This window comes from Pseudomonas sp. 18058 (genome assembly GCF_902706155.1).
GTDB lineage: Bacteria > Pseudomonadota > Gammaproteobacteria > Pseudomonadales > Pseudomonadaceae > Aquipseudomonas > Aquipseudomonas rustica.
The window spans coordinates 36,272-58,367 of record NZ_CACSJY010000026.1; the positions used below are offsets into that span (position 1 = coordinate 36,272).

Annotated in this window: 26 protein-coding genes and 1 pseudogene; 13 read left to right on the forward strand and 14 right to left on the reverse strand. The window is 57.8% G+C overall.

Going from position 1 to position 22,096, the window contains the following annotated elements; translation table 11 throughout:
- The first annotated feature begins 154 nt into the window (after nucleotides 1-154).
- Together GVL50_RS15685 and GVL50_RS15690 are read left to right on the forward strand one after the other, a co-directional pair.
- Nucleotides 155-751, forward strand: coding sequence for a paraquat-inducible protein A (locus GVL50_RS15685; protein ID WP_053121267.1), 597 nt, complete (start codon nucleotides 155-157; stop codon nucleotides 749-751).
- Nucleotides 748-1,437, forward strand: coding sequence for a paraquat-inducible protein A (locus tag GVL50_RS15690; RefSeq protein WP_159814077.1), 690 nt, complete (start codon nucleotides 748-750; stop codon nucleotides 1,435-1,437). The genes GVL50_RS15685 and GVL50_RS15690 overlap by 4 nt, the downstream gene beginning before the upstream one ends.
- On the opposite strand, the gene GVL50_RS15695 is transcribed toward GVL50_RS15690, so the two are convergent.
- Nucleotides 1,370-4,390: an FAD-binding and (Fe-S)-binding domain-containing protein gene (locus GVL50_RS15695; RefSeq protein ID WP_159814079.1), complete on the reverse strand. Its 3,021-nt coding sequence runs from the start codon at nucleotides 4,388-4,390 to the stop codon at nucleotides 1,370-1,372. The genes GVL50_RS15690 and GVL50_RS15695 overlap by 68 nt on opposite strands.
- A gap of 158 nt (nucleotides 4,391-4,548) precedes the next feature.
- On the opposite strand from GVL50_RS15695, the gene GVL50_RS15700 reads away from it, so the two are divergent.
- Nucleotides 4,549-5,433 (forward strand): LysR substrate-binding domain-containing protein, encoded by an 885-nt coding sequence (locus tag GVL50_RS15700; RefSeq protein ID WP_159814081.1) that lies wholly within the window; start codon nucleotides 4,549-4,551, stop codon nucleotides 5,431-5,433.
- Nucleotides 5,434-5,713: 280 nt separating this feature from the next.
- On the opposite strand, the gene GVL50_RS15705 is transcribed toward GVL50_RS15700, so the two are convergent.
- Both GVL50_RS15705 and GVL50_RS15710 read right to left on the reverse strand, forming a co-directional pair.
- Nucleotides 5,714-6,319, reverse strand: a complete 606-nt coding sequence (locus tag GVL50_RS15705; protein WP_159814083.1) for a DUF6338 family protein — start codon at nucleotides 6,317-6,319, stop codon at nucleotides 5,714-5,716.
- Between the two features lie 167 nt (nucleotides 6,320-6,486).
- Nucleotides 6,487-7,692: an NAD(P)/FAD-dependent oxidoreductase gene (locus tag GVL50_RS15710; RefSeq protein WP_159814085.1), complete on the reverse strand. Its 1,206-nt coding sequence runs from the start codon at nucleotides 7,690-7,692 to the stop codon at nucleotides 6,487-6,489.
- Nucleotides 7,693-7,985: 293 nt separating this feature from the next.
- Here GVL50_RS15710 and GVL50_RS15715 point away from each other — a divergent pair, with 293 nt between their 5' ends.
- Entirely contained in the window at nucleotides 7,986-8,534 is a 549-nt protein-coding gene (locus tag GVL50_RS15715; RefSeq protein WP_159814087.1) for an Rrf2 family transcriptional regulator, read from the forward strand.
- Nucleotides 8,535-8,596: 62 nt separating this feature from the next.
- On the opposite strand, the gene GVL50_RS15720 is transcribed toward GVL50_RS15715, so the two are convergent.
- Nucleotides 8,597-8,932: a hypothetical protein gene (locus GVL50_RS15720; RefSeq protein WP_053121280.1), complete on the reverse strand. Its 336-nt coding sequence runs from the start codon at nucleotides 8,930-8,932 to the stop codon at nucleotides 8,597-8,599.
- Between the two features lie 186 nt (nucleotides 8,933-9,118).
- On the opposite strand from GVL50_RS15720, the gene GVL50_RS15725 reads away from it, so the two are divergent.
- The gene (locus GVL50_RS15725) at nucleotides 9,119-9,358 is read left to right on the forward strand and encodes a hypothetical protein (RefSeq protein ID WP_053121283.1); all 240 of its coding nucleotides are present in this window, start codon (nucleotides 9,119-9,121) and stop codon (nucleotides 9,356-9,358) included.
- Between the two features lie 109 nt (nucleotides 9,359-9,467).
- On the opposite strand, the gene GVL50_RS15730 is transcribed toward GVL50_RS15725, so the two are convergent.
- Nucleotides 9,468-9,665, reverse strand: a complete 198-nt coding sequence (locus tag GVL50_RS15730) for a DUF2188 domain-containing protein (RefSeq protein ID WP_159814089.1) — start codon at nucleotides 9,663-9,665, stop codon at nucleotides 9,468-9,470.
- A gap of 210 nt (nucleotides 9,666-9,875) precedes the next feature.
- Between GVL50_RS15730 and GVL50_RS15735 the strand changes: the two genes are divergently transcribed.
- Entirely contained in the window at nucleotides 9,876-10,238 is a 363-nt protein-coding gene (locus GVL50_RS15735; protein ID WP_159814091.1) for an NUDIX hydrolase, read from the forward strand.
- Between the two features lie 4 nt (nucleotides 10,239-10,242).
- Here the strand turns inward: GVL50_RS15735 and GVL50_RS15740 are convergent, their stop codons facing one another.
- The 3 genes from GVL50_RS15740 to GVL50_RS15750 all read right to left on the reverse strand — a co-directional run bounded on the left by GVL50_RS15740 (nucleotide 10,243) and on the right by GVL50_RS15750 (nucleotide 12,569).
- Nucleotides 10,243-10,482 (reverse strand): DUF1652 domain-containing protein, encoded by a 240-nt coding sequence (locus GVL50_RS15740; RefSeq protein ID WP_159814094.1) that lies wholly within the window; start codon nucleotides 10,480-10,482, stop codon nucleotides 10,243-10,245.
- Nucleotides 10,483-10,590: 108 nt separating this feature from the next.
- The gene (locus GVL50_RS15745; protein WP_159814096.1) at nucleotides 10,591-11,490 is read right to left on the reverse strand and encodes a polysaccharide deacetylase family protein; all 900 of its coding nucleotides are present in this window, start codon (nucleotides 11,488-11,490) and stop codon (nucleotides 10,591-10,593) included.
- A gap of 131 nt (nucleotides 11,491-11,621) precedes the next feature.
- Complete coding sequence (locus tag GVL50_RS15750; protein ID WP_159814098.1) at nucleotides 11,622-12,569, reverse strand: ABC transporter substrate-binding protein; 948 nt, start codon at nucleotides 12,567-12,569, stop codon at nucleotides 11,622-11,624.
- Between the two features lie 296 nt (nucleotides 12,570-12,865).
- Here GVL50_RS15750 and GVL50_RS15755 point away from each other — a divergent pair, with 296 nt between their 5' ends.
- The 4 genes from GVL50_RS15755 (at nucleotide 12,866) to GVL50_RS15770 (ending at nucleotide 16,095) form a co-directional block, all read left to right on the forward strand.
- Nucleotides 12,866-13,852 carry an aliphatic sulfonate ABC transporter substrate-binding protein gene (locus GVL50_RS15755; protein ID WP_159814101.1) on the forward strand — a complete coding sequence of 329 codons (987 nt, stop codon included), beginning with the start codon at nucleotides 12,866-12,868 and terminating at the stop codon, nucleotides 13,850-13,852.
- A gap of 61 nt (nucleotides 13,853-13,913) precedes the next feature.
- Nucleotides 13,914-14,756: an ABC transporter permease gene (locus GVL50_RS15760; protein WP_159814103.1), complete on the forward strand. Its 843-nt coding sequence runs from the start codon at nucleotides 13,914-13,916 to the stop codon at nucleotides 14,754-14,756.
- Between the two features lie 47 nt (nucleotides 14,757-14,803).
- The gene (locus tag GVL50_RS15765; RefSeq protein WP_159814105.1) at nucleotides 14,804-15,484 is read left to right on the forward strand and encodes an SOS response-associated peptidase; all 681 of its coding nucleotides are present in this window, start codon (nucleotides 14,804-14,806) and stop codon (nucleotides 15,482-15,484) included.
- A gap of 338 nt (nucleotides 15,485-15,822) precedes the next feature.
- A complete protein-coding gene (locus GVL50_RS15770) occupies nucleotides 15,823-16,095 on the forward strand; it encodes a hypothetical protein (RefSeq protein ID WP_053121300.1) in 273 nt (90 codons plus the stop codon).
- A 41-nt stretch (nucleotides 16,096-16,136) separates the two neighbouring features.
- Here the strand turns inward: GVL50_RS15770 and GVL50_RS28765 are convergent, their stop codons facing one another.
- The 3 genes from GVL50_RS28765 to GVL50_RS15780 all read right to left on the reverse strand — a co-directional run bounded on the left by GVL50_RS28765 (nucleotide 16,137) and on the right by GVL50_RS15780 (nucleotide 17,356).
- Nucleotides 16,137-16,283: a hypothetical protein gene (locus tag GVL50_RS28765; RefSeq protein ID WP_172680121.1), complete on the reverse strand. Its 147-nt coding sequence runs from the start codon at nucleotides 16,281-16,283 to the stop codon at nucleotides 16,137-16,139.
- A 63-nt stretch (nucleotides 16,284-16,346) separates the two neighbouring features.
- On the reverse strand, nucleotides 16,347-16,658 hold the full coding sequence (locus tag GVL50_RS15775) for an AzlD domain-containing protein (RefSeq protein WP_172680124.1): 312 nt from the start codon (nucleotides 16,656-16,658) through the stop codon (nucleotides 16,347-16,349).
- Entirely contained in the window at nucleotides 16,658-17,356 is a 699-nt protein-coding gene (locus GVL50_RS15780) for an AzlC family ABC transporter permease (RefSeq protein ID WP_159814107.1), read from the reverse strand. The genes GVL50_RS15775 and GVL50_RS15780 overlap by 1 nt, the downstream gene beginning before the upstream one ends.
- A 194-nt stretch (nucleotides 17,357-17,550) precedes the next feature.
- Here GVL50_RS15780 and GVL50_RS15785 point away from each other — a divergent pair, with 194 nt between their 5' ends.
- Entirely contained in the window at nucleotides 17,551-18,486 is a 936-nt protein-coding gene (locus tag GVL50_RS15785; protein ID WP_159814148.1) for a sensor domain-containing diguanylate cyclase, read from the forward strand.
- 52 nt (nucleotides 18,487-18,538) lie between these two features.
- Nucleotides 18,539-18,919 (forward strand): DUF2784 domain-containing protein, encoded by a 381-nt coding sequence (locus GVL50_RS15790; RefSeq protein ID WP_159814109.1) that lies wholly within the window; start codon nucleotides 18,539-18,541, stop codon nucleotides 18,917-18,919.
- On the opposite strand, the gene GVL50_RS15795 is transcribed toward GVL50_RS15790, so the two are convergent.
- Nucleotides 18,916-19,443, reverse strand: coding sequence for a DUF3087 family protein (locus tag GVL50_RS15795; RefSeq protein WP_159814110.1), 528 nt, complete (start codon nucleotides 19,441-19,443; stop codon nucleotides 18,916-18,918). The two genes, GVL50_RS15790 and GVL50_RS15795, sit on opposite strands and share 4 nt — an antisense overlap.
- A 223-nt stretch (nucleotides 19,444-19,666) precedes the next feature.
- Between GVL50_RS15795 and ppnN the strand changes: the two genes are divergently transcribed.
- Complete coding sequence (ppnN, locus tag GVL50_RS15800) at nucleotides 19,667-21,040, forward strand: nucleotide 5'-monophosphate nucleosidase PpnN (RefSeq protein WP_159814112.1); 1,374 nt, start codon at nucleotides 19,667-19,669, stop codon at nucleotides 21,038-21,040.
- 176 nt (nucleotides 21,041-21,216) lie between these two features.
- On the opposite strand, the pseudogene GVL50_RS15805 reads toward ppnN, so the two are convergent.
- Nucleotides 21,217-21,491: pseudogene (locus GVL50_RS15805) on the reverse strand (pyridine nucleotide-disulfide oxidoreductase); the annotation flags it as partial.
- Nucleotides 21,492-21,682: 191 nt separating this feature from the next.
- Complete coding sequence (locus GVL50_RS15810; RefSeq protein ID WP_159814114.1) at nucleotides 21,683-22,021, reverse strand: hypothetical protein; 339 nt, start codon at nucleotides 22,019-22,021, stop codon at nucleotides 21,683-21,685.
- Nucleotides 22,022-22,096: the final 75 nt, after the last annotated feature.

Genomic DNA, 22,096 nt, shown 5'->3' on the forward strand with positions numbered 1-22,096 from the left:
CCACCTCCCCCTGTAGGAGCTGCCGAAGGCTGCGATCTTTTGACCTTGCTCTAAAAAAGCCAGATCAAAAGATCGCAGCCTTCGGCAGCTCCTACACATGCGTCTATAATGCCCGAGTCTTCCTGCCCCTGCGGCCTGCTGTCGAGCGTTGTCCATGGTCAACCCCGAAACCCTGATCATCTGCGAGCATTGCGACTGTGTGTATGAAAAAGTCGCGCTCGCCAAACACCAGAAAACCCTCTGCGTGCGTTGCGGCGGTGTGCTGCAGCGCTTCAATGGTCTGAGCGTTGAGCAGCGTCTGGCGCTTACCTTCACCGCCGCAATGCTGTGGCTGTTCGCCAATTTCTACCCGGTCATGAGCATCAGCCTGCAAGGCCTGAAAAACAGCGCGACGCTGTGGGATTCGGTGCTCGCGCTGAGTCAGGGCCCCATCACGTTTATTGCGATGGTCGCGGCGATTGCCATCATCATCGCCCCGGCGTTTCAACTGGTGCTGCTGGTCTGGGTGCTCAGTTACGCGATGCGCTCGCAACGTGCGCCGGGCTTCAAGGTTTGCATGCGCTGGCTGGAAACGTTGCGCCCGTGGAGCATGCTCGAAGTGTGCCTGCTGGGCGCAATGGTCGCGGTGTTCAAACTCGCCGGATTGCTCGACGTGTTGCCCGGCATCGGCCTGTTCGCACTCGCCGCGCTGAGCCTGATGATGATCCGTATTGCCGGCCGCGACATTCGCGATCTCTGGGACATTCTATGAAGCGACCACCGACCGCCACCGAACTCAATCTGTGCCTGTGCCACAGTTGCGGGCTGGCCTGTGACATGACCGACGAGCCGCACGAGTGCCCGCGTTGCGACGCCCCGTTGCATCGGCGCAAAACCAATTCAATGGCGCGCACCTGGGCTTACATGCTCGCCGCATTGGCGTTCTATGTCCCGGCCAATTTGCTGCCGGTGATGAACACCACCATGCTCGGCAACGGCGCCGACAGCACGATCATGAGCGGCGTGTTGGAGTTCTGGGAGGCCGGTGCCTGGGACATCGCGCTGATCATTTTCATCGCCAGTATTGCCGTGCCGGGGATCAAATTCGTCGCCCTGACTTTGCTGCTGGTCACCGTGCAACGTGACAGCGACTGGGCGCGCAAGGAACGTTCGAAGCTGTACCGTTTCGTCGAGCTGATCGGCTATTGGTCGATGCTCGACGTTTTGGTCGTCGCGCTGGTCGCGGCGCTGGTGAAGTTTCAGGCGCTCGGTGACATCGAACCACGACCGGGCATTCTGTTTTTCGGCCTGGTCGTGGTCTTCACCATGCTCGCGGCGATGAGTTTCGACCCGCGCATGATCTGGCGTAACGCCCCGGACGACGCAGACCTCAACCGCGCAGAACCTGCAACAACACCTGCAACGGATGGCGCAGTGCCCGATCCGACTGGCGCTTGACTTGGCTGCGGCACGAATAGCCGGTGGCCAGCGCCTCGCCCTGCTCCACCGGCGCCTCGACCTGACGCGCCCATGATTGCTCGTAAATCACCGCCGACGTTTCGCGGTTGCGCGCTTCGTGACCGTAAGTGCCGGACATCCCGCAGCAGCCAGTAGCCTGCGTCGCCAGTTGCAAACCCGCTCGTTCGAACACTTGCTCCCACTGACGGGTGGCGGCCGGGGCGTTGGTTTTCTCGGTGCAATGCGCCAGTAAGCGGAACGCTTCGGTACGCTTCTTTTGCTCGGGCATGACCTTGAGCAACCACTCCTGCATCAGCGCCACTTCCGGACAGTCCTGCATGCCGGGCACCTTCAGGTATTCCTGGCGATAGACCAGAGTCATCGCCGGATCAAGTCCCACCAGCGGCACGCCGATTTGCGCCAACTCACCGAGCTGGCGGGCATTGCGCAATGCCGCGCGATTAAACGCCGACAAGAAACCCTGCACGTGCAGCGGCTTGCCATTGGCACTGAACGGCGCGAGGTAAACCTGATAACCGAGACGCGAAATCAACTCGGCCAGATCCGCCAACAACGGCGCCTCGAAGTAGCGAGTAAAGGCGTCCTGCACCAACACCACACTGCGTTCACGTTGTGCCTGAGTCAGCGCTGACAGGTTGTCCACCGTCGCCGGCAACACCTGCCAACGGCGCATCGCCGCATGGAAATCAAAACGGCTGAGCAGCGGCACATCAACCATGCCACCGACACGCTCCAGCAAGCCGCGCACCCACGCAGCGCCCATCAAACCGTTGTACAGTGCCGGAATCCGCGCCATGTACGGAATGCTGTACTCCAGCGAAGCAATCAGATAATCCCGCGCCGGACGCAGATAACGGCTGTGATACAGCTCGAGAAACCGCGAACGAAACTCCGGCACATTGACCTTCACCGGGCACTGTCCCGCGCAGGATTTGCACGCCAGACAACCGGCCATGGCGTCGTAGACCTCGTGGGAGAAATCCTCGGATTGCGCACGGGTGTTGCGCCAGCGCTGCCACAGCGTGCTGAAAAATGCCGGTTTGCGAATCGCGTCAGAGAGCACATCGACACCGGCCTCGCCCTGCAAACGCAGCCACTCGCGAACCAGTGAAGCGCGGCCCTTGGGCGACTGCGAACGCTCGCGGGTGGCTTTCCACGAAGGGCACATCGCGTCATCGGGATCGAAGTTGTAGCAGGCGCCGTTGCCGTTGCAATGCATGGCCGCGCCGTAGCTTTGCCAGACTTTCTCGTCGATCTGCCGATCGAGTTCACCGCGCAGGGTGACTTCGTCGATTTTCAGCAACACCGCGTTGCTATTCGCCGGGGTGGCGATCTTGCCGGGGTTGAACTGGTTGAACGGATCGAACGCCGCTTTCAGGGCTTGCAGCGCCGGGTACAACTCGCCGAAAAACGCCGGGGCATATTCCGAGCGCAGACCTTTGCCGTGTTCGCCCCACAGCAGACCGCCGTAACGCTGGGTCAACGCCGCGACGCCATCGGACACCGGGCGCACCAGCGCCGCCTGCTGCGGATCCTTCATGTCGAGAATCGGCCGCACGTGCAGTACGCCGGCGTCGACGTGGCCGAACATGCCGTACTGCAAACCATGGCTGTCGAGCAGGTCGCGCAACTCGGCGATGTACTCGGCCAGGTGTTGCGGCGGCACAGCGGTGTCTTCGACAAACGGCTGCGGCCGCGCTTCCCCGGCAACGTTGCCGAGCAGGCCGACCGCGCGTTTGCGCATGCCGTAAACCTTGTTCACCGCGGCCTGACCGACCGCCAAGGTGTGACCCAAGCGCTCGACGGTCTGGTCGCTGGTCAAGTGTTCGATAAAGCTTTCAACCCGCTGCTGCAGGTCTTCGGGATCGTCGCCGCAGAACTCGACGAGGTTGATCCCCAGCGTCGGCCGCTCAGCGCTTTCAGGAAAGTATTCAGCGACGCCGTGCCAGACGATGTCCTGCATCGCCAGCAGCAGAACTTTCGAGTCGACCGTTTCGATCGACAACGGCTTGAGCGCCATCAGTGCACGGGCATCGCGCAGCGCGTCCATGAACCCGGCGTAGCGGATGTTGACCAGCATCGTGTGCTTGGGAATCGGCAGCACATTGAGCCGCGCCTCGACGACAAAACCCAGCGAACCTTCCGCGCCGCAGAGCACGCTGTTGAGGTTGAAACGGTTGTCCGACTCACGCAGGTGCGCCAAGTCATAACCGGTCAGGCAGCGGTTGAGATCGGGAAAGCGTTCCCGGATCAAATCGCCCTGTTCATCAATGATCTGCCGCGCACAGCGATAGACTTCACCGACGCGATCTTCCCGGGCGCACAGGTCTGAAAGTTCGTTCTCTTCTAGCGGCTGGCCGTGCAGGCGTTCGCCACCACGCAAGATCATGTCGAGTTCAAGCACATGATCGCGGGTCTTGCCGTAGGTGCAACTGCCCTGGCCGCTGGCGTCGGTGTTGATCATGCCGCCGACGGTGGCGCGGTTGGAGGTCGACAATTCCGGGGCGAAAAACAGCCCGGCGGATTTCAGCGCAGCGTTGAGCTGATCCTTGACCACACCGGCCTGCACGCGCACCCAGCGCTGCTCAACGTTGATTTCGAGAATACGGTTCATGTGCCGCGACAGGTCGACGACGATGCCGTCGGTCAGCGATTGGCCGTTGGTGCCGGTGCCGCCGCCACGCGGGGTGATCACCACTTGCTGAAACGCTGGTTCGGCAATCAGTCGTGCGACTCGCGCCACATCCTCGGCATCCATCGGAAACACCGCCGCTTGCGGCAGACGCTGATAGATCGAGTTATCGGTCGCCAACACCACGCGACTGGCGTAATCGGCGCTGATTTCCCCACGAAAGCCGCTGGCCTTCAGGGCTTTGAGGAACTGCTGATAATCAGTGGACAGGGCTTTGGCGGGGGACAGCTGGGCAATCATCGGTCAGGTTATCTCGGTACAAATCAGGCTATGTGGCGGTGAACAGTTGTACGCAACGAATGATTGCGTCAGGCTCCGCCATCTAATGGTGCCCATGTTCATTGCTGACCGACGCTGGGACAACCGTAAATTCGACCCGCTATTGATGACTTTTACGAATGAATCCGCGCACGCTCACCCCTTCCATGTCGTTATTGCTGGCCTTCGAGGCAGCAGCGCGCCACGAAAGCTACACCCGCGCCGCCCATGAGCTGTCGCTGACACAGAGCGCGGTCAGTCGTCAGGTGCAGATTCTTGAGAAGATGCTCGGCATGCGCCTGTTCAGCCGCGAGGGCCGCAAAGTGGTGCTGACAGATGTCGGGCGCATGTATCAGCGTGAACTCTCGGAGGCACTCGGACAGATTCGCAGCGCGACGTTGCAGGCGATGGCGTTCGGTTCGGGCATTCACAGTTTGCGTCTGGCGACGTTGCCGACGTTTGGCTCGAAATGGCTGTTGCCGCGCCTCAAGGATTTCTACACAGCGCACCCAGGCATGACCGTGCATTTGCATTCGCGCATCGAAGCGATCGACTTTGATACCAGCGAAATCGACGCCGCGATTTGTGTGGGTGGCGGGGAGTGGCCGGGCTTGACCGCCCTGCCCCTGCATACCGAAGAACTGGTGGTGATTGCCAGCGCGCAGTTATCAAAGGCCGAGCGCGATGACGCCGAAGCGCGCATCGCCGGGCAACTGCTGCTCAATGTCAGCAGCAACGCGCAGGCATGGACGGAATGGTTCAGCCATCACAGCCTGCCGCACCGCAGCATGCGCATCGGGCCGAGTTTTGAAATGACCTCGCATTTGATTCAGGCGGTGCGAGCGAATATTGGCGTAGGGCTGGTGCCGCGGATTCTGGTGGAAGAGGAACTGTTGAAGGGTGAATTGCTGCAGCTGGGTGAGCCAATTACCAGTCGGCGCAGCTATTACCTGGTGTATCCGCCGCGTAATGAGACGTTGCCGTCGTTGAAGGCGTTTCGGGATTGGTTGGTGGAGACACTTTAAGCGTGATGTGTTGTCAGTGAGTCCGCCTTCGCGAGCAAGCTCAGCTCCCACAAGAGGTAAGCGGCGCTCACAATTTCATTGTAGGAGCCCAGCTTGCTCGCGAAGAGGTCAGTCCGGACAACCTACAATTCGCGGCATGACCGCTATTGGCCAGTGGAATGTCACCCCTTCAGCGGCGGCGGGCCACTGGGTGCTTTAGGCAATGCATTCGCCACCGGCTTGCCATCCTTTGTATAACGACGCGCCACCCACTCTGGCATTGGTTGCGGTGCTCTGGCTGTCATAGCGAACTCTCCAATTTCGGGCCGAACTCGACCCACTTGACCTTGCCGGAATCTATCAGCAAATACTCGGCGCCAAAAGGCACCTCTGTTCCATCGGAGTCCAGCCAACAGGGGTTTTGCATCACAAACTGGCCACTATTGGATTCCGGCGGCCACTCCACCGGCCAGCCAAAAACGCGCCTCTCATCGGTCAGGTGCAGGGTGACAAGGCGATGGTGCTGGGCAAAAATGCTGAACCATTCGCTGGGATAGGAAGTTTGTTTCGTGACGTTTCTACTGCGCAGCCAACTGTGCAATTGGTCATTGGTTGCCAGATAACAGGAAAGCAACCCCAAGGTTATCGACACGACAAAAGCCCACACCGTCTCAGCCCTCGAATCCCATTGCCCTACAGAAAATCCCTTCGCGCCAACCCATAAACAGACAGATCCAACCCTCAACACAGCCCCTTGAATCACAAAAGTAAAAATCAGCGCCTGCACAATCTGTCCGAACGTATCCGGACGCTTGAACGCCGTCAGCGAGTAGAAAATCCACGCTGACAGGAATCCGGGGATCAAATACTGCAACAACGGAATAACTTCTTTGACCAGATCATCCATGATCCGAGGCTCCTTGAAAGACATGCAGGCCCATTCATAGCCCCGCGATCCAAAGCCTAGTCGACGCAGAAAATACGCCCGCCCCCAACTGTCACATCTCGTTGCGCGCTTTTTTGGCAGGCAAAAAAATCCCGCTTTTGTAAGCGGGATTTTTTACAGGCTCAGAATTACGCAACCACAGGAATCATCGGATCCGCCGCCGCCAGCGCACTCACGCGATCAGCCGCGGGTGGATAAATCCACTGGGTGTTGATCTGCGTCTTCAGGGTTTTGCCTTCCTGTTTGACCAGTTTCACCTGACGATCCCAGCCCTCGGTGTACACCGCGCCCCAGGCGCCGAGATCCAGACAGGTCACGTATTTCGGCTGGCTATACGGCGTTGGGTCGATACCGAGAATCTGCGCAGCGACATTGTTGCCAGCATGACGACCCAATGAAATAGCGTGCTGGCAGGTCATCAGCGCGAAATTACCGAGGTGGTCGGTGGCGGCGTAGGCGACATCGCCGGTGGCAAAAATATCGTCCTGACCGATGACTTTCAGGTTCGCATCAACGTGCAAGCGACCTTGTTTATCGCGTTCGGCAGGGATCTGCTCGGTCAACGAACTGGCGCGCACACCGGTCGTCCAGACCACGGTTTTTGCCGCGATGTGTTGACCGTCCGACAGCGTCACGCCATTGGCATCGACCGACTGCACCGAGACACCCAGACGCCATTCAACGCCCAGCTCTTCACTCGCCTCAAGGATGGAATGGCTGATTTCTTCACCCATTGCGGCGCCGATCTTCTGCCCGCGATCAACGATGATCACGTTGATATCGGCTTCCTCGCCGAGAATCTTGCGTAGACGCCCTGGCATTTCAGTCGCGGTTTCAATGCCGGTGAATCCACCGCCCGCAACCACCACGGTATTGCGCGCCTTGCTCGACGGTTGGTCTTTGAGGGATTTTAGATGGGTTTCCAGACGCATGGCCGCTTCGATCTGGTCAACGTCAAACGCATGCTGAGCAACACCCGGCGTGGCCGATTGTGCCAGACCGCTGCCGGAAGCCAGCACCAGTTTGTCGAAGTGGAAGACTTGTTGCTGCCCGGCCGTATCGGTGTAGCCAACGGTTTTCTCTGCGACATCGATGGTGTTCGCGGCGCCTTTGATGAAGTGAACGCCGACTGCTTCGAACAGTTCACCCAGCGGTGCCGCCAGTTGATGAGCGTTCGGCTCATAGAAACGCGGACGCACACGCAGCTCGGCTTGTGGGGCCAGAACGCTGATTTCAACATCATCACGTCCATGCAGATCGACCAGACGTGTTGCGCTCAATGCCGACCACATACCGCCAAAACCTGCGCCGATAACCAGAATCTGCTGCTTCATTGTGTTTCTCCAGAAAAAGCCAAGCCGTTGAAAGAGGTGAAACGAATTTCGCCGGAGGCCCGTCGTCGCCACTCCGATAGCGCCGACTGTATTGGTCGGATATAAAACCAACAAGTCAGATTATTCGATTGTTTTGATCGAATAATCTGATCAAGCAGGATGATAAGGATCCGCCAAAAATAGCCATTCTTGTTGCTTTCAAGCACATAAAGAACAAAATCAGTCCACGCAGACAGATTGCCGAGCCTCCCTCAGGCTGATAATATTTACGACAACTTAAGTCGGAGATAAAAATGTCTCTTTACAGCGCAGGCGTCGAATACGGCATTCATTGCCTGGCATTTTTGGTGGGCAATGGTGGTGACTCTCGCGAGGCCAGCGTGCGCGACCTCGCCGAGTTGCAAGGCGTGCCAGTCGAATATCTGGCGAAGATTTTTACCAAACTGGCCAAAGGCAAATTGGTGGTAGCAAGTGAAGGCGTGCGTGGTGGGTTCAGCCTGGCGCGACCGGCGGATGAAATCACCCTGCTCGACATCGTCAACGCCATCGATGGACGCAAGAATATTTTCGAATGCCGCGACATCCGGGGGCGTTGCGCCCTGTTTGAAGGCAATCCGCCGGAGTGGGCCACCGAAGGCACCTGCTCGATTCACGGCGCGATGATGACCGCGCAAAAGCGCATGGAAGAAGCCCTCGCCCAGCAAACCATTCTCGATATCGCGAGAAAAGTCGGGCGCAAGGCCCCGGCGGAATTCGGCCAGCAAGTGGAAGACTGGATTCAGGATCGCCGTGAGAAGAAAGGCAATGTCGGCACCATCGCGCTGACCGACATTACTGACTGACCAAGCGCCCAATAAAAAAGCAGAAACCGAGGTTTCTGCTTTTTTTTCATCCGGGAACGCCGTTACAGGCAGTCACGCACCGATTTGCGCAACGAGCCGGACTTGGCCCAGGGCGGCCCCTGATACAGCGAGACGCGGCTACCGTCCTTGTATTTGACGATATCGAGAATCTCGTCGGCCGTGATGATGCTCGGCGCGGTGATGCGATAACCGTTGGAAATCGACGTTTGCGATGTCTTGGAAACGTCCTGCTGCCACAGCGGCAAAATGCACGCGGCGTAGTCTTTGGGCGTTTTTTCGCTGGTCTTGCTGAGATTGGGTTCACCCGGAACCAGTGACGCCGGCAAGGAGCAACCTGCCAATACCGCCAACGTCAAACTTCCGATCCATATCCGCATGGGTGCTTCTCTAATCTGAAAAAAAGCGAATGTAACGTGTAACTGGTTACACATCCATCGTGGCATTGCGCCGTTGATGCGCTTTCGACAATTTTTCACAACCGCTCAGCTTAATGACAGCATCGCTCCGCCCCACCGGCGAAAAAGCGACTACTCTTTTTTACCGAGAATGTTCTGGAGGTGATCATGCGGCTCAATGAATACGAACACGAACTTCAACGCGACCTGCAAGCTGTCGCATCGGATCTGAGATGGTCAGCGGTCGACCTCAAACGCATTGCCGAACAATTGCGCAAATCGGGCAACGAGGCTGACGCGCAAACGGTGCTGCGCTCTTGCGAAGTGCTGCAAAGCGACGAAGAGCGGCTGCAACTTTATGCCAAGGAAGTGAAGGCGCGCGCAATCAGCCGAACCAAAGTCCACTGACACTTGTGGCGAGGGAGCTTGCTCCCGCTGGGTCGCGAAGCGGCCCTCGCTCGTTATCCTAAAAGGGCCTGCTGCGCAGTTCAGCGGGAGCAAGCTCCCTCGCCACAATTCAACTAACGTTGTGACTTTGCGCTTTCACCGAGCGTTTTCTGTAGCCAGGAAGTGCTGCGGCATACGCCAGCGCCTCCTCTCTGCTGGCAAATGACGCCAGTCGGTCACCTTGCGTGCAAACCCGCCAAGGGCCGCTGTTCACGCTGAGTACGTCATAGCCGTTCATGTGCATCTTGTTCAACATGGGCATGCTCATGGGTACCTCCTTTTGCAACACGGTTATTCAGCTTCACGCTTTTAACCTTACACCCTGATTTACTGGAGTGGCCGACCGCCCGGCAGCCAACGATCAGGCACTTTCGATGCAGAACAATACTCAACATCCACAGGGAACCTTTAAACAAAGGCCCGGCTCGAATATTGCAGTTTTATTACGTTTTTGTGACAACCGGTAAACAGGTAACAGATGAAAGTACGCGCCACCGTCATTTGCGAGCAGGATCGCCATATCCTCCTGGTTCGCAAACCCAGATGTTGCTGGACATTGCCCGGCGGCAAAGTCGAGCCTGGAGAAACCAAAGCCGCTGCGGCTGTGCGCGAATTGCATGAAGAAACCGGGCTGGAAGCCGAAGACGTTTTGTACTTGATGGAGTTACAGAGCGGCCGCACGCAACATCACGTCTACGAGGCCTCGGTGCTGAACATTGAGGAAGTACGTCCACAGAATGAAATCAGCGATTGCATGTGGCATCCGCTGAACGCAGTGCACAACCTGAAAACCAGCGATGCGACGTTGCGCATCGTTCAGGCGTTTCAGCGGCGCTTATGACGGCTTAACCGGCGAAGGCCCGGCGCCCGGCGCTTATTTCCGTGCGCAATTCACCGATGAAGTTGGAAATGTCACGGATGGTGACGAGGTGTTCCGGGGAAACGCCATTGAGCTGCAACTTGATGTCGCCGCTGGCCGGCTCACTCACCTTGATCTGTAGCAGTCCCTGCGTCGAAATGCAGTTGCATGTGAACCCCGGAAACCCGGATTCGACAATGCGGCAAATGTCCGTAATGGCAAGCATGGGGCACGCCTCGCAGGCGATGAGTCGGTCGACCCGTAGAGCATAGATGAGCGTTTTGAAATCCGCCGCCCCGAAAAATGCCAACTCCCTCACATTTTTCGGGCGACTTTAATCAGCATCACGATCCCAGATCCAGTTCCAGATCCCCGGCAAATGCACCGGCTGAGAACTTTGCTGAACCGTGCGTGCCAGCGCGGCTTTTTCCAGTGCTGCGTGATCCACATAAAACGGCTGATCCGCCAGTGGCACGCCTGTCGCCGCCGCACTGTCGAGCAGGATCTGCAGATATTCGCGCGTATGCCGAGCGGTGTAGCGGTTCAGATCATGGAAAGTCACCACCACCGGAATCACGCCATCCACCACCGGAAACTCTCCGTGCGCAATCTGCTCACGGACTTCCGACAACTGCCGCAGCATGTTCGCACGACGTCTAGGGCTGGCGTTGAACCCCCAGATTTTGCCGTCATTGGCGCTCAAATCCGTCAACAACACGTGCAAGCCATGCTGCTGATACGCGGCAAAAGTGCGCTTGTCGTAATTCCAGAATGGTGGACGCAGCAGTTTCGGCGGCGCGCCGCTAATCGCGGCAATGTCTGCCATGCCATTGCTCAACGATTCTTCAAGTTCTTGCGGGCTCAGTGAACGGTGATTGGTGTGCCAGTGGGTCGCAGTGTGGAACGCGAGAATATGACCTTCATCGTGTTCGCGACGCATGATGCCGCGACCGATATCGCTGTTACCGGCCCTCGGTGCGCGGGTCTGCACGAAGAACACTGCTTTGATGCCCGGCTGAATCGGGTTGTCCTTGAGGCTATCGAGCACCGTCGCCGACGGATTCCAGAAACTTGAAGCACTGGGGCCATCATCGAAAGTCAGCAAAAAACGCACTGGCGCCTGCGCTTTCAGCTGTGTTTCGGTCTGCGCGGTCAATTCGATGGGCGCGGCAATGCAGCCAGCCAGCCCGAAAGCGATGGCCGCCGCACAGAATATTTTGAATAGCGATGTCATGTTTTGCCTTGAGCCCGACCGCTGCCGTCATGTTGTCGATTGGCAAAACTCCCTCGCCCTTATCCATCCCTGCGCTCCGATCCGCGAGCCGAGGTTGGATAAGGTACACAGGGTTTGGTTCCGGCGCTTGCTCAGTGCGCCAACGCTTGCTGAAACGAGGTGTCGATAATGCCGGCGGTGGCCAGTGGCGTCGGCAGTGCCTTGACCTTGAACAGGAAGTCCGCAGTGCTTTGCAGATCCGTCGCTGCCTGCTGATCCACCGGGCCGACCGTCATGTGCGCCTGGCGCAACCAGTGCCGCGAAACCTGTTGATCGAGATTGGCCTTTTTCGCCCAGAGGTCGGCGTACTCATCGGTATGACTGTCGACCCACGCCCTCGCCAGTTTCAAACGCCCAAGAAAATCGGCGATGGCTTCACGTTTACTGTCGATCGACGGTGTCGACGCGGCGATGGCACTGAGCCCCGGCATCAGGTTTTTCGCGGTCAGGATCGGTCGCGCGCCGGAGAACACGATCTGTTGGGAAATATACGGTTCCCACACCGGGAACGCGTCGATGCTGCCCTGCGGCAACGCGGCGGCTGCATCGATCGGCATCAATTTGACGAAGTCGACGTAGCTCTCCGGCAGACCGCCCTGCTCCAGCGCGCGCAAGGTCAACTGCTGACTCCAGGCACCGGGCCAATAGGCGACTTTTTTACCCTTCAGATCAGCGATGGTTTTCACCGGGGAATCTTTCGGCACCAGCAACGCAATGGTGTCGGGGTTTTGCCGCGACACGCCGATCAGCTTCACCGGCGCCTGCTTGGCTGCCAGAAACAGAAAGCCTGAATCACCTAAAAAGCCCAGATCCAGCGAGCCGGTTTGCAGGGCTTCAGCCAGCGGCGCGGCGGCCTGGAAATGTTTCCAGTCGACCGTATACGGCGCGTCTTTCAACACGCCGGACGCTTCAATAGAGGCGCGGATGTTGTAGTAATTCTGATCGCCGATATGCAGGACGACTGGCTCGGCCGCGTAGGAAAGTGGTGAAGCAAACAGTGCCGCAGTCAGCGCACTGCGTAGGAATCGGGAAAGCTTCATGGCAAGTCCTGCAAAGGGGATTTGCATAGACCATAACGCTCTTAATATTCAGTTTTAAAATTCGATTAATGCATAAGCTCATCACTGTCGTTTCCAACTGTTCACAGCGCAACAGTGGCTCGGCATGCTGTTCACCAGGCAACAGTTAAAAACGAGCAAACCAGCGGAAAACCCAATAAACACGGGCTAGATCGGATATGGCACAGAGCCTGCAATATTCCATTCATGCAGGAAGCATTCGCTAAAAATATCTTTTTGGACATAAGAAATCTGTGCCTTTGCCGGAGCGTTCCCCCATGAAACCGTTCTTCCCGTTCCTTCGAATCAAAACGCTGCTGGCTGCGAGCGCCCTTCTCCTGAGCCTGCAACCGATCGCCCACGCCGCCGAGACCGCGCCGGCCGAAGTGCACCTCGACTACGCTTATTACTCGCCAGTCAGCCTAGTGCTTAAACATTTCGGCTTCCTCGAAAAAGCCCTGCCGCAAACCAAAGTCAGTTGGGTGCTCAGCCAAGGCAGCAACCGTTCACTGGAATACCTCAACAGTGGCGGCGTCGATTTCGCTTCCAGCGCTAGCCTCGCCGCCGTGCTGAGCCGCGCCAACGGCAGCCCGATCAAATCCGTTTACGTGTACAGCCGTGCCGAATGGACAGCGTTAGTGGTGCGCAAAGACTCGCCGTACCAGACCGTTGCCGACCTCAAGGGCAAGAAAATCGCTGCCACCAAAGGCACCGATCCATACCTGTTCACCTTGCGCAGCCTGCAACAGGCCGGGCTGAAAAAAGACGACGTTGAGCTGGTGCACCTGCAACACCCGGACGGCCGCACTGCACTGGAAAAAGGCGACGTCGACGCCTGGGCCGGCCTCGATCCGCACATGGCCGCCAGCCAGGTTCAGGCCGGCTCGCGCTTGCTCTATCGCAACCCTGCCTTTAATAGCTATGGCGTGGTCAGCGTCACCGAGCAGTACGCCAAGGAGCATCCGCAAACCATCGACACCGTGATCAAAGCCTACGAGCAGGCGCGCGAATGGTCGCTGAAAAATCCTGATGAATTCGCCGCTCTCCTCGCCAAAGAATCCGGCCTGCCGCTGGACGTGGCCAAACTGCAACTGTCGCGCACCGACCTGAGCAGCCCGCAACTGACCGCCAACGACGTCAGCGCCTCCAAGGCTGCCGCGCCGATTCTGGTGTCGGAAGAACTGGTGCGCCGTGGCGTCAATGTTGATCAAGTCATCGATCAATTGCTCGACAGCGGTGTGCAGCAAGCCGTCGCCCGCCAGTAACTGACCAGACTCACCACGAATCCGCGCTCGTCGCGGATTCGTCGTGAGCGGAGCCCTGATCATGACCAGTCACAGCAAAGACCTGCCCGCGCCACTTGCTCTGTCGCGACGGCAGAAATCCGTTTCCAACCCGGCATGGCAGCGCCGTCTGAAAGGCCTCGCGTTGCCGTTGCTGATCATCGTCGTGCTGGAAATTATCGTACGCATCGGCTGGCTGCCGTCCTACCAGATGCCGGCGCCCAGTGAGATCGCCGTGACGCTTACCGACCTTGCCGAAGGTGCGCTGTGGAAACACATCGGCGCCAGCCTGATTCGTGTGCTGCTGGGTTTCGCCATTGGTGCGAGCCTGGCGCTGGTGTTCGCCGCGTGGGTCGGTTTGAGCCGCGAAGCCGAGGCGTATCTGGAACCGATGTTCGCCGCGTTGCGTTCGATTCCGAGTCTGGCCTGGGTGCCGCTTTTGCTGCTTTGGCTGGGCATCGACGAGACCTCGAAAATCGTCCTGATCGCCATCGGCGCGTTCTTCCCGGTCTACGTCAACGTAGTCGCGGCGATCCGCAATATCGACCGCAAACTGGTGGAAGTCGGGCGTATCTACGGTTTCAGTCGCTTGCAACTGGTGCGCCGGATTCTGTTGCCCGCCGCCCTGCCCGGCCTGTTCACCGGGCTGCGCAGCGGCATGAGTCTGGCGTGGATGTTTCTTGTCGCTGCCGAACTGATCGCCGCAACCAAAGGCCTGGGTTATTTGCTCAGTGACGGCCGCGAAACCTCGCGTCCCGATATCGTGCTGGCGGCGATCATCGTGCTGGCCTTGCTTGGCAAACTCAGCGATGGCTTGCTCGCAGCGCTCGAACGTCGCTGCCTGAACTGGCGCGACACGTTCACCGGTCAGGGCGCCAAGGATTGAATGACCGTTAGCATCTAAGCTGAAAGCGTCCAACCGGAGGTTCAGCCATGTGCGGAAGACTCTCGCAGTACCGGGGCATCCATGACTTTGTCGCGGTGCTGAGCATTCCCGACGCACTGATCAATCATGTCGGCGATGCGCCACTGGCGCATTACAACGCGGCGCCGACCACGTCGCTGGCGATTCTCCATCAACATGAACAGCAGGTTTACGCCGATACCCTGCGCTGGGGCTGGCGTCCGCATTGGGCCAAGGATCGCGCCGCGCCGATCAATGCGCGGGTCGAGAAAGTCGCCCATGGGCCGTTCTTCCGGGCGATCTGGAAACAGCGCCTGATCGTGCCGGTCGACAACTGGTTTGAGTGGGTCGATGCCGAGGATAAAACCCGACAACCCTGGCTGATTCGTCGGGCGGATCATGGGCCGGTTTTCTGTGCTGCCATCGGGCAATTTCCTACACCAGAAAAACCGGCGCGTGACGACGATGGTTTCGTGATCATCACCGCCGACAGTGCTGGCGGGATGATCGATATCCACGATCGCCGCCCCGTGGTATTCCGCACTGATTTGGTGCGCGAATGGCTGGATCCGGCGACACCGGCTGAACGCGCTGAGCAAATGTTGCTGTTCGAAGGGGAAAGCAGTGAAGCGTTCGAATGGCACAAAGTCGGCAAAGCGGTGGGTAACGTACGCAATCAGGGGCCCAGCTTGATCATTCCGCAGCCCTAAACATCCCTCAACGTCGTACGTCTAACGAATGTAGGAGCTGCCGAAGGCTGCGATCTTTTGATCTTGTTTTTTACAATCAACATCAAAAGATCGCAGCCTTCGGCAGCTCCTACAGGTGACTCCGTATCTTTACAAAGGCTGTTTCACGCTTGAGACAGGCTCTGTAAAACAGTCGTTTGAGCGAACTAACCGCTTGTCTGACATTTCGATCGTCATACATACATTTTCCAGCGCTAAAGCTAGCATGCGCGCCGCCTTCCGATTGGTATACCAATTGACCAAAGAGTCAATAAATCAGGAATCCACTAAAACATTTACAAGCCTTGCAGAGAAATAAGTTGCGCGACGATTTTGCAATCAAACAGGTCGGTGGCCTGGAGTGTGTCTATCTGTCGATGACAGAACGCTTTGAACTCGACTGTTTTATCGGCCACTACATCAAGACCCGAAACCTGCGTGATGTCCCGAATATTGATCGCATCCTGCGCACCACCCTCGAAGGGTATCCCGGCCACCCGCCGGTGATGGTCAACGAGCTCAATGCCTGGATCGACCGAACCTTGGGCTATCGGGCCTCACACCCCGATTTCACGCAGTTGGAAGATCTGTAAAACCACGAAAAAGCCCCTTGAATCAAGGGGCTTTTTTTGGATCAAAATTTGCGATCAGGATCCGACAAGTCCCTGCCTTCATCGCGTTTCCACGTTTGTTCCTTGTGTTTCTCGCGCTCGATCTCTTCTTCGGTCGGTTCGTCTGTGTCTTCTTCATCCCGTTGTGGATGTTCTTGCTCAGTCGCCATGCCCACCTCCTGTCACAAGTAAACGGTCTTCGTTACAGCGTAGAACAGATTCGCTCAGGCAACTTACAACCACCAACGCAACAAAAAGAAGAACGCCATGCTTAACAACATGCTGAGCAACGTGTTGCGTGTGGCTAGAACAAGGCCAATAGCTACCAATGAACTAAGCAGGTAAGGATTGTCCCACTGCAGATTCAATTGTTTGTCCGGCATGAATACGATTGGCCCGCAGATCGCGGTGAGCATTCCCGGTACGGCAAAACCGAGAAACTGCCGCGCGTTGCTACTCAGGCGCACCGGCAAACGCGGCTCGAGAAACACGTAACGGTTGAGGAACACCAGAATCCCCATGCCGAAAATCACTGCCCAAACCATCATGTGCGCTCCCGATACAGCTTGTTGCAGATAAATCCTGCGGTCATTCCCGCCAGCCCCGACAACACCAGCGCCGAGCCCCACTGCCAATAACTGAACAGCACCGAACAGAACAGCGAAACTGCCACGCACACCACCGTCGGCACGTTGCGCACCACCGGTGTGATCAGGGCGATGAAAGTGGCGGCAATCGAGAAGTCCAGGCCCAAATGTTCAAGCCCCGGAATGCTGCTGCCGAGGACGATGCCGGCCAGCGTGAACAGATTCCAGGCGATATAGAACGTCAGGCCGACGCCCAACGCATACCAGCGATTGAACTGCTGGCGATCGTGTTGACTGGTCAAGGCAAACAGCTCATCGGTGAGCAAAAAACCCAGGCCGATCCGCCAGCGTCCCGGTAACGGCGAAATCACCGAACGCATGCTCATGCCGTAAAGCAAATGCTGTGAGGTCAGCAAAACCGTGGTCAGCAGAATCGAGAAAATCCCCGCGCCGCCCTTGAGCATGCCAATCGCCACCAGTTGCGCGGCACCGGCAAACACAATGCTCGACAAGCCCTGCCCTTGCAGCGGCGTGAGATTGGCTTCGATCGCCATGGAGCCGGCCAGCAGCCCCCAAGGCGCCGTTGCCAGTGATAACGGCATGATCGCCACAGCGCCGCGAAGAAACGCACTGCGCGGTAAAAGTGAGTCAGACATAACGCCCTTCAACCAGAGAAACGGCCGAAGACTGTGCCAGCAAACGCTGCTTTTTGGCTTGAACAATCTTGCGCACTTGTGGGAAATCGGCCCGACTCAGCCGTTCATCGGCCAACTGCTTGCAACGCCTCAATGCTAGCAACATGCTGGCGCTGGATTTTTCCGTTGAAGACTTTTCCGAGACCGTGCCCGCCATGACCGCCATCGACAGCGACGTGTACAAGACCCTGCTGGAATCGACCAAAGCCATCCCGTGGCGAATCGACTGGGCAACCATGACCTTCAGCTACATCGGCCCGCAGATCGAAACCCTGCTTGGCTGGCAGCAAAACAGTTGGGTTGGGGTCAACGACTGGGTCGAACGCATGCACCCGGACGATCGCGATTACGTGGTGGAATTCTGCGTCTCGCAGTCACGCGCCGGCGTCGATCACGAAGCCGATTACCGCGCACTGACCAGCACCGGCGAGTACGTGTGGATCCGCGATGTCGTGCACGTGGTGCGCAAGGACGGTGAAGTCGAGGCGCTGGTGGGGTTCATGTTCGACATCAGCGAGCGCAAAAAAACCGAAGAACACCTGATCCGCCTGCAAAAGCAATTGGAGGAATATTCATTTCAGGACGGGCTCACCGGGATCGCCAATCGGCGCATGTTCGACACCGTGCTTGAGCGCGAGTGGGCCACAGCTCAGCGCAGCGGTTTGCCGCTGTCACTGCTGATCCTCGATATCGATTATTTCAAGCAGTACAACGACCATTACGGCCACATCAAGGGCGACGAATGCCTGCGTCAGGTCGCGAAGACGTTATCGCTGGCGGCCAATCGGCCACGGGACTTTATTGCGCGGATTGGCGGCGAAGAATTCGTCTGGCTGCTGCCGGAAACCGATGCGGAGTCGGCACGACTGGTGGCGCACAAATGCCTGCACCTGATCCGCCAGCAGCAGATCGCTCATGAGCATTCGGCGGTGTCGCCGCTGGTCACCTTGAGTCTCGGGGTTGGCACCACGCAAGTCGCCGTCGGCAGCGATCCGCTGCACTTCGTCGAACAGGTCGACAAGTTGCTGTATCAAGCCAAACACAATGGACGGATGCGCGCCGAGTTCGCTGATTTTCGCACTGACGTGTAAGCAACTGAGCGGCGTAAGATAGCGCCATTCGCAAACACGTCAGGGAGACGACATGCTGTACCGAATCGCAGCCGACGGGCTGGTGCTATTTCATTTGTGCTTTATTTTGTTCGTGCTGTTTGGCGGGTTGCTGGTGCTCAAGTGGCCACGAGTGATGTGGCTGCATTTGCCAGCGGCGGCCTGGGGCGTGGCGGTCGAGGTATTGCACCTGACCTGCCCGCTGACCTACTGGGAAAACCTGATGCGCCACGCCGCCGGGCAGACCGAATACGCCGGCGGTTTCATCGAGCACTATGTCTGGCCGATCATCTACCCCGCAGGGCTCACTCCACAGATTCAACTGGCGCTGGGCAGCGTGGTGCTGGCGGTCAATCTGTTGGTCTACGGTCGCCTGTTCCGCGCATGGAAACTGCGCAGCAAGCAGGCGCTTTAACGCGACGCTTGCTTCAGGTTTTCCAGCCAGGCCGGATCCAGCCGCGTCTGCTCGGTATCGAGCCCCAGCGTGTGCATCCGCTCTTTATGCGTTTCGACTTCCCGCCACAGTTGCCCATGATCGCTGGAGTTGCCGTCCAATTCATGCATCTGCGTCAGCCCCAGATGATAGAAGCGCAGCACTTTCATCGCCGTCGGATCGTTCTTCTCCACCGCCGCTGTCACCTGATGCATCACATTGGTGATGCTCATCAGGCTGCGCTTGAGCCGCCAGCTGTACACCGCCGGGGCCATCCAGCTCTGATTCCAGAAGCGCCCGCGCAACAGGGCCGCCGTCAGCAGAAACGCCAGAAACACCCCGCCCACGTTAAACCGCAGGTTATCGCCGCCGGGCTCACCGAACAGCGCGACTGCCACGCTGGAAAACAACATCGCCAGCACCAGGAACAGCACGGCGATGATGATCGTGCTGCGCCGGGTCTGCTGGCGAAAGGTAGCGGCGTCCATCGGCTGAATCTCGAACATCACAAATGACTTCCTTGAGCGACAAAAGGGGCAAACAAAAAAACTCGCCGGCGCATTATCGCCTCCACGAGGGATTTAGCTATGCTGGGGCTCCTTTTCATCTTTTCAGCGTCCAACGGGGACATGGCGGTACAGCGCAGATCGTGCCATCTTCATTCATGGATACACACTATTCGGATGCCATCGCCTAGTCTTGAGATGACATCGTTTTAAGGATCATTGCATGACCCAACGACACGTAATCAATGCCTCGGTCAGCCCGAAAGGCAGCCTGGAAACCCTTTCTCAACGTGAAGTTCAGCAACTGAGCGAAGCCGGATCCGGCAGCACCTACACCCTCTTCCGCCAGTGCGCCCTGGCCATCCTCAACACCGGCGCCCATGTCGATAACGCCAAGACCATCCTCGAAGCCTACAAGGACTTCGAAATCCGCATTCACCAACAGGATCGCGGTGTGCGCCTGGAGCTGCTGAACGCTCCGGCCGACGCCTTCGTCGACGGCGAAATGATCGCCAGCACCCGTGAAATGCTCTTCAGCGCCCTGCGCGACATTGTCTACACCGAAAACGAACTCGACAGCCAGCGCATCGACCTGACCACCTCGCAAGGTATCAGCGACTACGTTTTCCACCTGCTCCGCAACGCGCGCACCCTGCGCCCGGGCGTCGAGCCGAAAATCGTCGTGTGCTGGGGCGGCCACTCGATCAACACCGAAGAATACAAATACACCAAGAAAGTCGGCCACGAACTGGGCCTGCGCAGCCTTGATATCTGCACCGGTTGCGGCCCCGGCGTGATGAAAGGCCCGATGAAAGGCGCGACGATTGCCCACGCCAAACAGCGTATTCATGGCGGTCGTTATCTTGGTCTGACCGAGCCTGGCATCATCGCCGCCGAAGCGCCGAACCCGATCGTTAACGAACTGGTGATCCTGCCGGACATCGAAAAACGTCTGGAAGCGTTCGTGCGTGTTGGCCACGGCATCATCATCTTCCCGGGCGGCGCTGGTACGGCGGAAGAATTCCTCTACCTGCTCGGCATCCTGATGCACCCGGACAACCTAGGCCTGCCCTTCCCGGTGATTCTCACCGGGCCGAAACACGCCGCGCCATATCTGGAACAGCTCGACGCCTTCGTTATCGCGACCCTCGGCGAAGCGGCCAAGCAGCACTACGAAATCATCATCGACGACCCGGCCGAAGTCGCGCGGCAGATGACGCAAGGCTTGAAAGCGGTGAAGCAGTTCCGTCGCGAGCGCAACGACGCGTTCCACTTCAACTGGCTACTGAAGATTGACGAGGGCTTCCAGCGTCCGTTCGATCCGACCCACGAAAACATGGCGAATCTGAAACTGCACCGCGACCAGCCACCGCATGAACTGGCGGCGAACCTGCGTCGGGCGTTTTCGGGGATTGTGGCGGGGAACGTCAAGGATAAGGGCATTCGTTTGATCGAAGAACACGGGCCGTATCAGATCCGTGGTGACGCGGCGATCATGCAACCACTCGACGCACTGCTCAAAGCCTTCGTCGCCCAGCACCGGATGAAACTGCCGGGCGGCGCGGCGTATGTGCCGTGTTATCGCGTGGTGGCGTAACCCTCCCCCGCCACCGCTAAATACATGTAGGAGTGAGCCTGCTCGCATAGCGGTCGATCATTCAACTACGGTTTTGAAGCGGACGGCCCCTTCGCGAGCAAGCCCGCTCCCACATTTTGAAATGCATTCCAAGTGTGGGAGCGGGATTGCTCGCGAAGAGGTCAGCGCAAACACCCTCAACCCAACAGCCGTATCGCCAAAGCCTTCGCCTGCAACGCCACATCCGTCACCGCCGTACTCTCCCACCACATCCCCCGCAACGGCGGGCCCATCGCAAACAGTCGACTGGCCATACTCGCCACCCGCAATCCCCAACGCCTAAGGTCCCGGCTTCACGATTGCTGCGGTAATGGTCGCGGCACACACTGCCAGTCGTACTCAATGCCACTGGAATTAATCAACGCCACACTTTGAACCACACAGGTTCAGCTTTGCCTCGTCGACTCACCGTGCAACTGCTCAACCAACCGCGCACCAAGGTGGGAGCAATGGCAGTCTTCCAACTGACCGAATCAAGACTTCCATGGGCATCCAGCGACTTAATGCTGGCTGGCCTTGGTTGATCTTAGCGAATGGCTCTGGACATATTCATGAACATTTTCAGCGTTATGTTTGACCCAAGTGCATGCGCTACGCTACCGATTAATGAGTAATTTCATATTTGGTATTGGGAGCGACCACCTGATTTCCGCCAATGTTCAATCGATATGAAAACTCAACGCCCTTTGGGCCTACATGATTGAGCAATTCTGCGCGTGGCACATTTATCGCGATTGTTTGCGAATACGGTGTGATCCCCTCAAATCGTGCTGCGAGCGGCACTCCATCAAGAACAACCTGAACATAAAATGGGACACCTTCAAACTCATCAAGGCGATACGGCAGAATCTGAGCTGTAGCACCATCCATTGGGACATCGGAAAGTTTAATCATGTCGCCTATGGCTTCTTTGATTACAAGGGGCTGTGGGATACTGGTCATTTTTTAGTCCTTTAATAACTTGATGAGTACGACTGAATTATTGCAGTGCAATTAGGGAGCCTCGGCAATACTTGC

Excerpts from the sequence above, each read along its gene's own strand:
- GVL50_RS15685 (WP_053121267.1), top strand. The coding sequence starts at position 155 with ATGGTCAACCCCGAAACCCTGATCATCTGCGAGCATTGCGACTGTGTG.
- GVL50_RS15690 (WP_159814077.1), top strand. The coding sequence starts at position 748 with ATGAAGCGACCACCGACCGCCACCGAACTCAATCTGTGCCTGTGCCAC.
- GVL50_RS15695 (WP_159814079.1), bottom strand. The coding sequence starts at position 4,390 with ATGATTGCCCAGCTGTCCCCCGCCAAAGCCCTGTCCACTGATTATCAG.
- GVL50_RS15700 (WP_159814081.1), top strand. The coding sequence starts at position 4,549 with ATGAATCCGCGCACGCTCACCCCTTCCATGTCGTTATTGCTGGCCTTC.
- GVL50_RS15705 (WP_159814083.1), bottom strand. The coding sequence starts at position 6,319 with ATGGATGATCTGGTCAAAGAAGTTATTCCGTTGTTGCAGTATTTGATC.
- GVL50_RS15710 (WP_159814085.1), bottom strand. The coding sequence starts at position 7,692 with ATGAAGCAGCAGATTCTGGTTATCGGCGCAGGTTTTGGCGGTATGTGG.
- GVL50_RS15715 (WP_159814087.1), top strand. The coding sequence starts at position 7,986 with ATGTCTCTTTACAGCGCAGGCGTCGAATACGGCATTCATTGCCTGGCA.
- GVL50_RS15720 (WP_053121280.1), bottom strand. The coding sequence starts at position 8,932 with ATGCGGATATGGATCGGAAGTTTGACGTTGGCGGTATTGGCAGGTTGC.
- GVL50_RS15725 (WP_053121283.1), top strand. The coding sequence starts at position 9,119 with ATGCGGCTCAATGAATACGAACACGAACTTCAACGCGACCTGCAAGCT.
- GVL50_RS15730 (WP_159814089.1), bottom strand. The coding sequence starts at position 9,665 with ATGAGCATGCCCATGTTGAACAAGATGCACATGAACGGCTATGACGTA.
- GVL50_RS15735 (WP_159814091.1), top strand. The coding sequence starts at position 9,876 with ATGAAAGTACGCGCCACCGTCATTTGCGAGCAGGATCGCCATATCCTC.
- GVL50_RS15740 (WP_159814094.1), bottom strand. The coding sequence starts at position 10,482 with ATGCTTGCCATTACGGACATTTGCCGCATTGTCGAATCCGGGTTTCCG.
- GVL50_RS15745 (WP_159814096.1), bottom strand. The coding sequence starts at position 11,490 with ATGACATCGCTATTCAAAATATTCTGTGCGGCGGCCATCGCTTTCGGG.
- GVL50_RS15750 (WP_159814098.1), bottom strand. The coding sequence starts at position 12,569 with ATGAAGCTTTCCCGATTCCTACGCAGTGCGCTGACTGCGGCACTGTTT.
- GVL50_RS15755 (WP_159814101.1), top strand. The coding sequence starts at position 12,866 with ATGAAACCGTTCTTCCCGTTCCTTCGAATCAAAACGCTGCTGGCTGCG.
- GVL50_RS15760 (WP_159814103.1), top strand. The coding sequence starts at position 13,914 with ATGACCAGTCACAGCAAAGACCTGCCCGCGCCACTTGCTCTGTCGCGA.
- GVL50_RS15765 (WP_159814105.1), top strand. The coding sequence starts at position 14,804 with ATGTGCGGAAGACTCTCGCAGTACCGGGGCATCCATGACTTTGTCGCG.
- GVL50_RS28765 (WP_172680121.1), bottom strand. The coding sequence starts at position 16,283 with ATGGCGACTGAGCAAGAACATCCACAACGGGATGAAGAAGACACAGAC.
- GVL50_RS15775 (WP_172680124.1), bottom strand. The coding sequence starts at position 16,658 with ATGGTTTGGGCAGTGATTTTCGGCATGGGGATTCTGGTGTTCCTCAAC.
- GVL50_RS15780 (WP_159814107.1), bottom strand. The coding sequence starts at position 17,356 with ATGTCTGACTCACTTTTACCGCGCAGTGCGTTTCTTCGCGGCGCTGTG.
- GVL50_RS15785 (WP_159814148.1), top strand. The coding sequence starts at position 17,551 with ATGACCGCCATCGACAGCGACGTGTACAAGACCCTGCTGGAATCGACC.
- GVL50_RS15790 (WP_159814109.1), top strand. The coding sequence starts at position 18,539 with ATGCTGTACCGAATCGCAGCCGACGGGCTGGTGCTATTTCATTTGTGC.
- GVL50_RS15795 (WP_159814110.1), bottom strand. The coding sequence starts at position 19,443 with ATGTTCGAGATTCAGCCGATGGACGCCGCTACCTTTCGCCAGCAGACC.
- ppnN (WP_159814112.1), top strand. The coding sequence starts at position 19,667 with ATGACCCAACGACACGTAATCAATGCCTCGGTCAGCCCGAAAGGCAGC.
- GVL50_RS15810 (WP_159814114.1), bottom strand. The coding sequence starts at position 22,021 with ATGACCAGTATCCCACAGCCCCTTGTAATCAAAGAAGCCATAGGCGAC.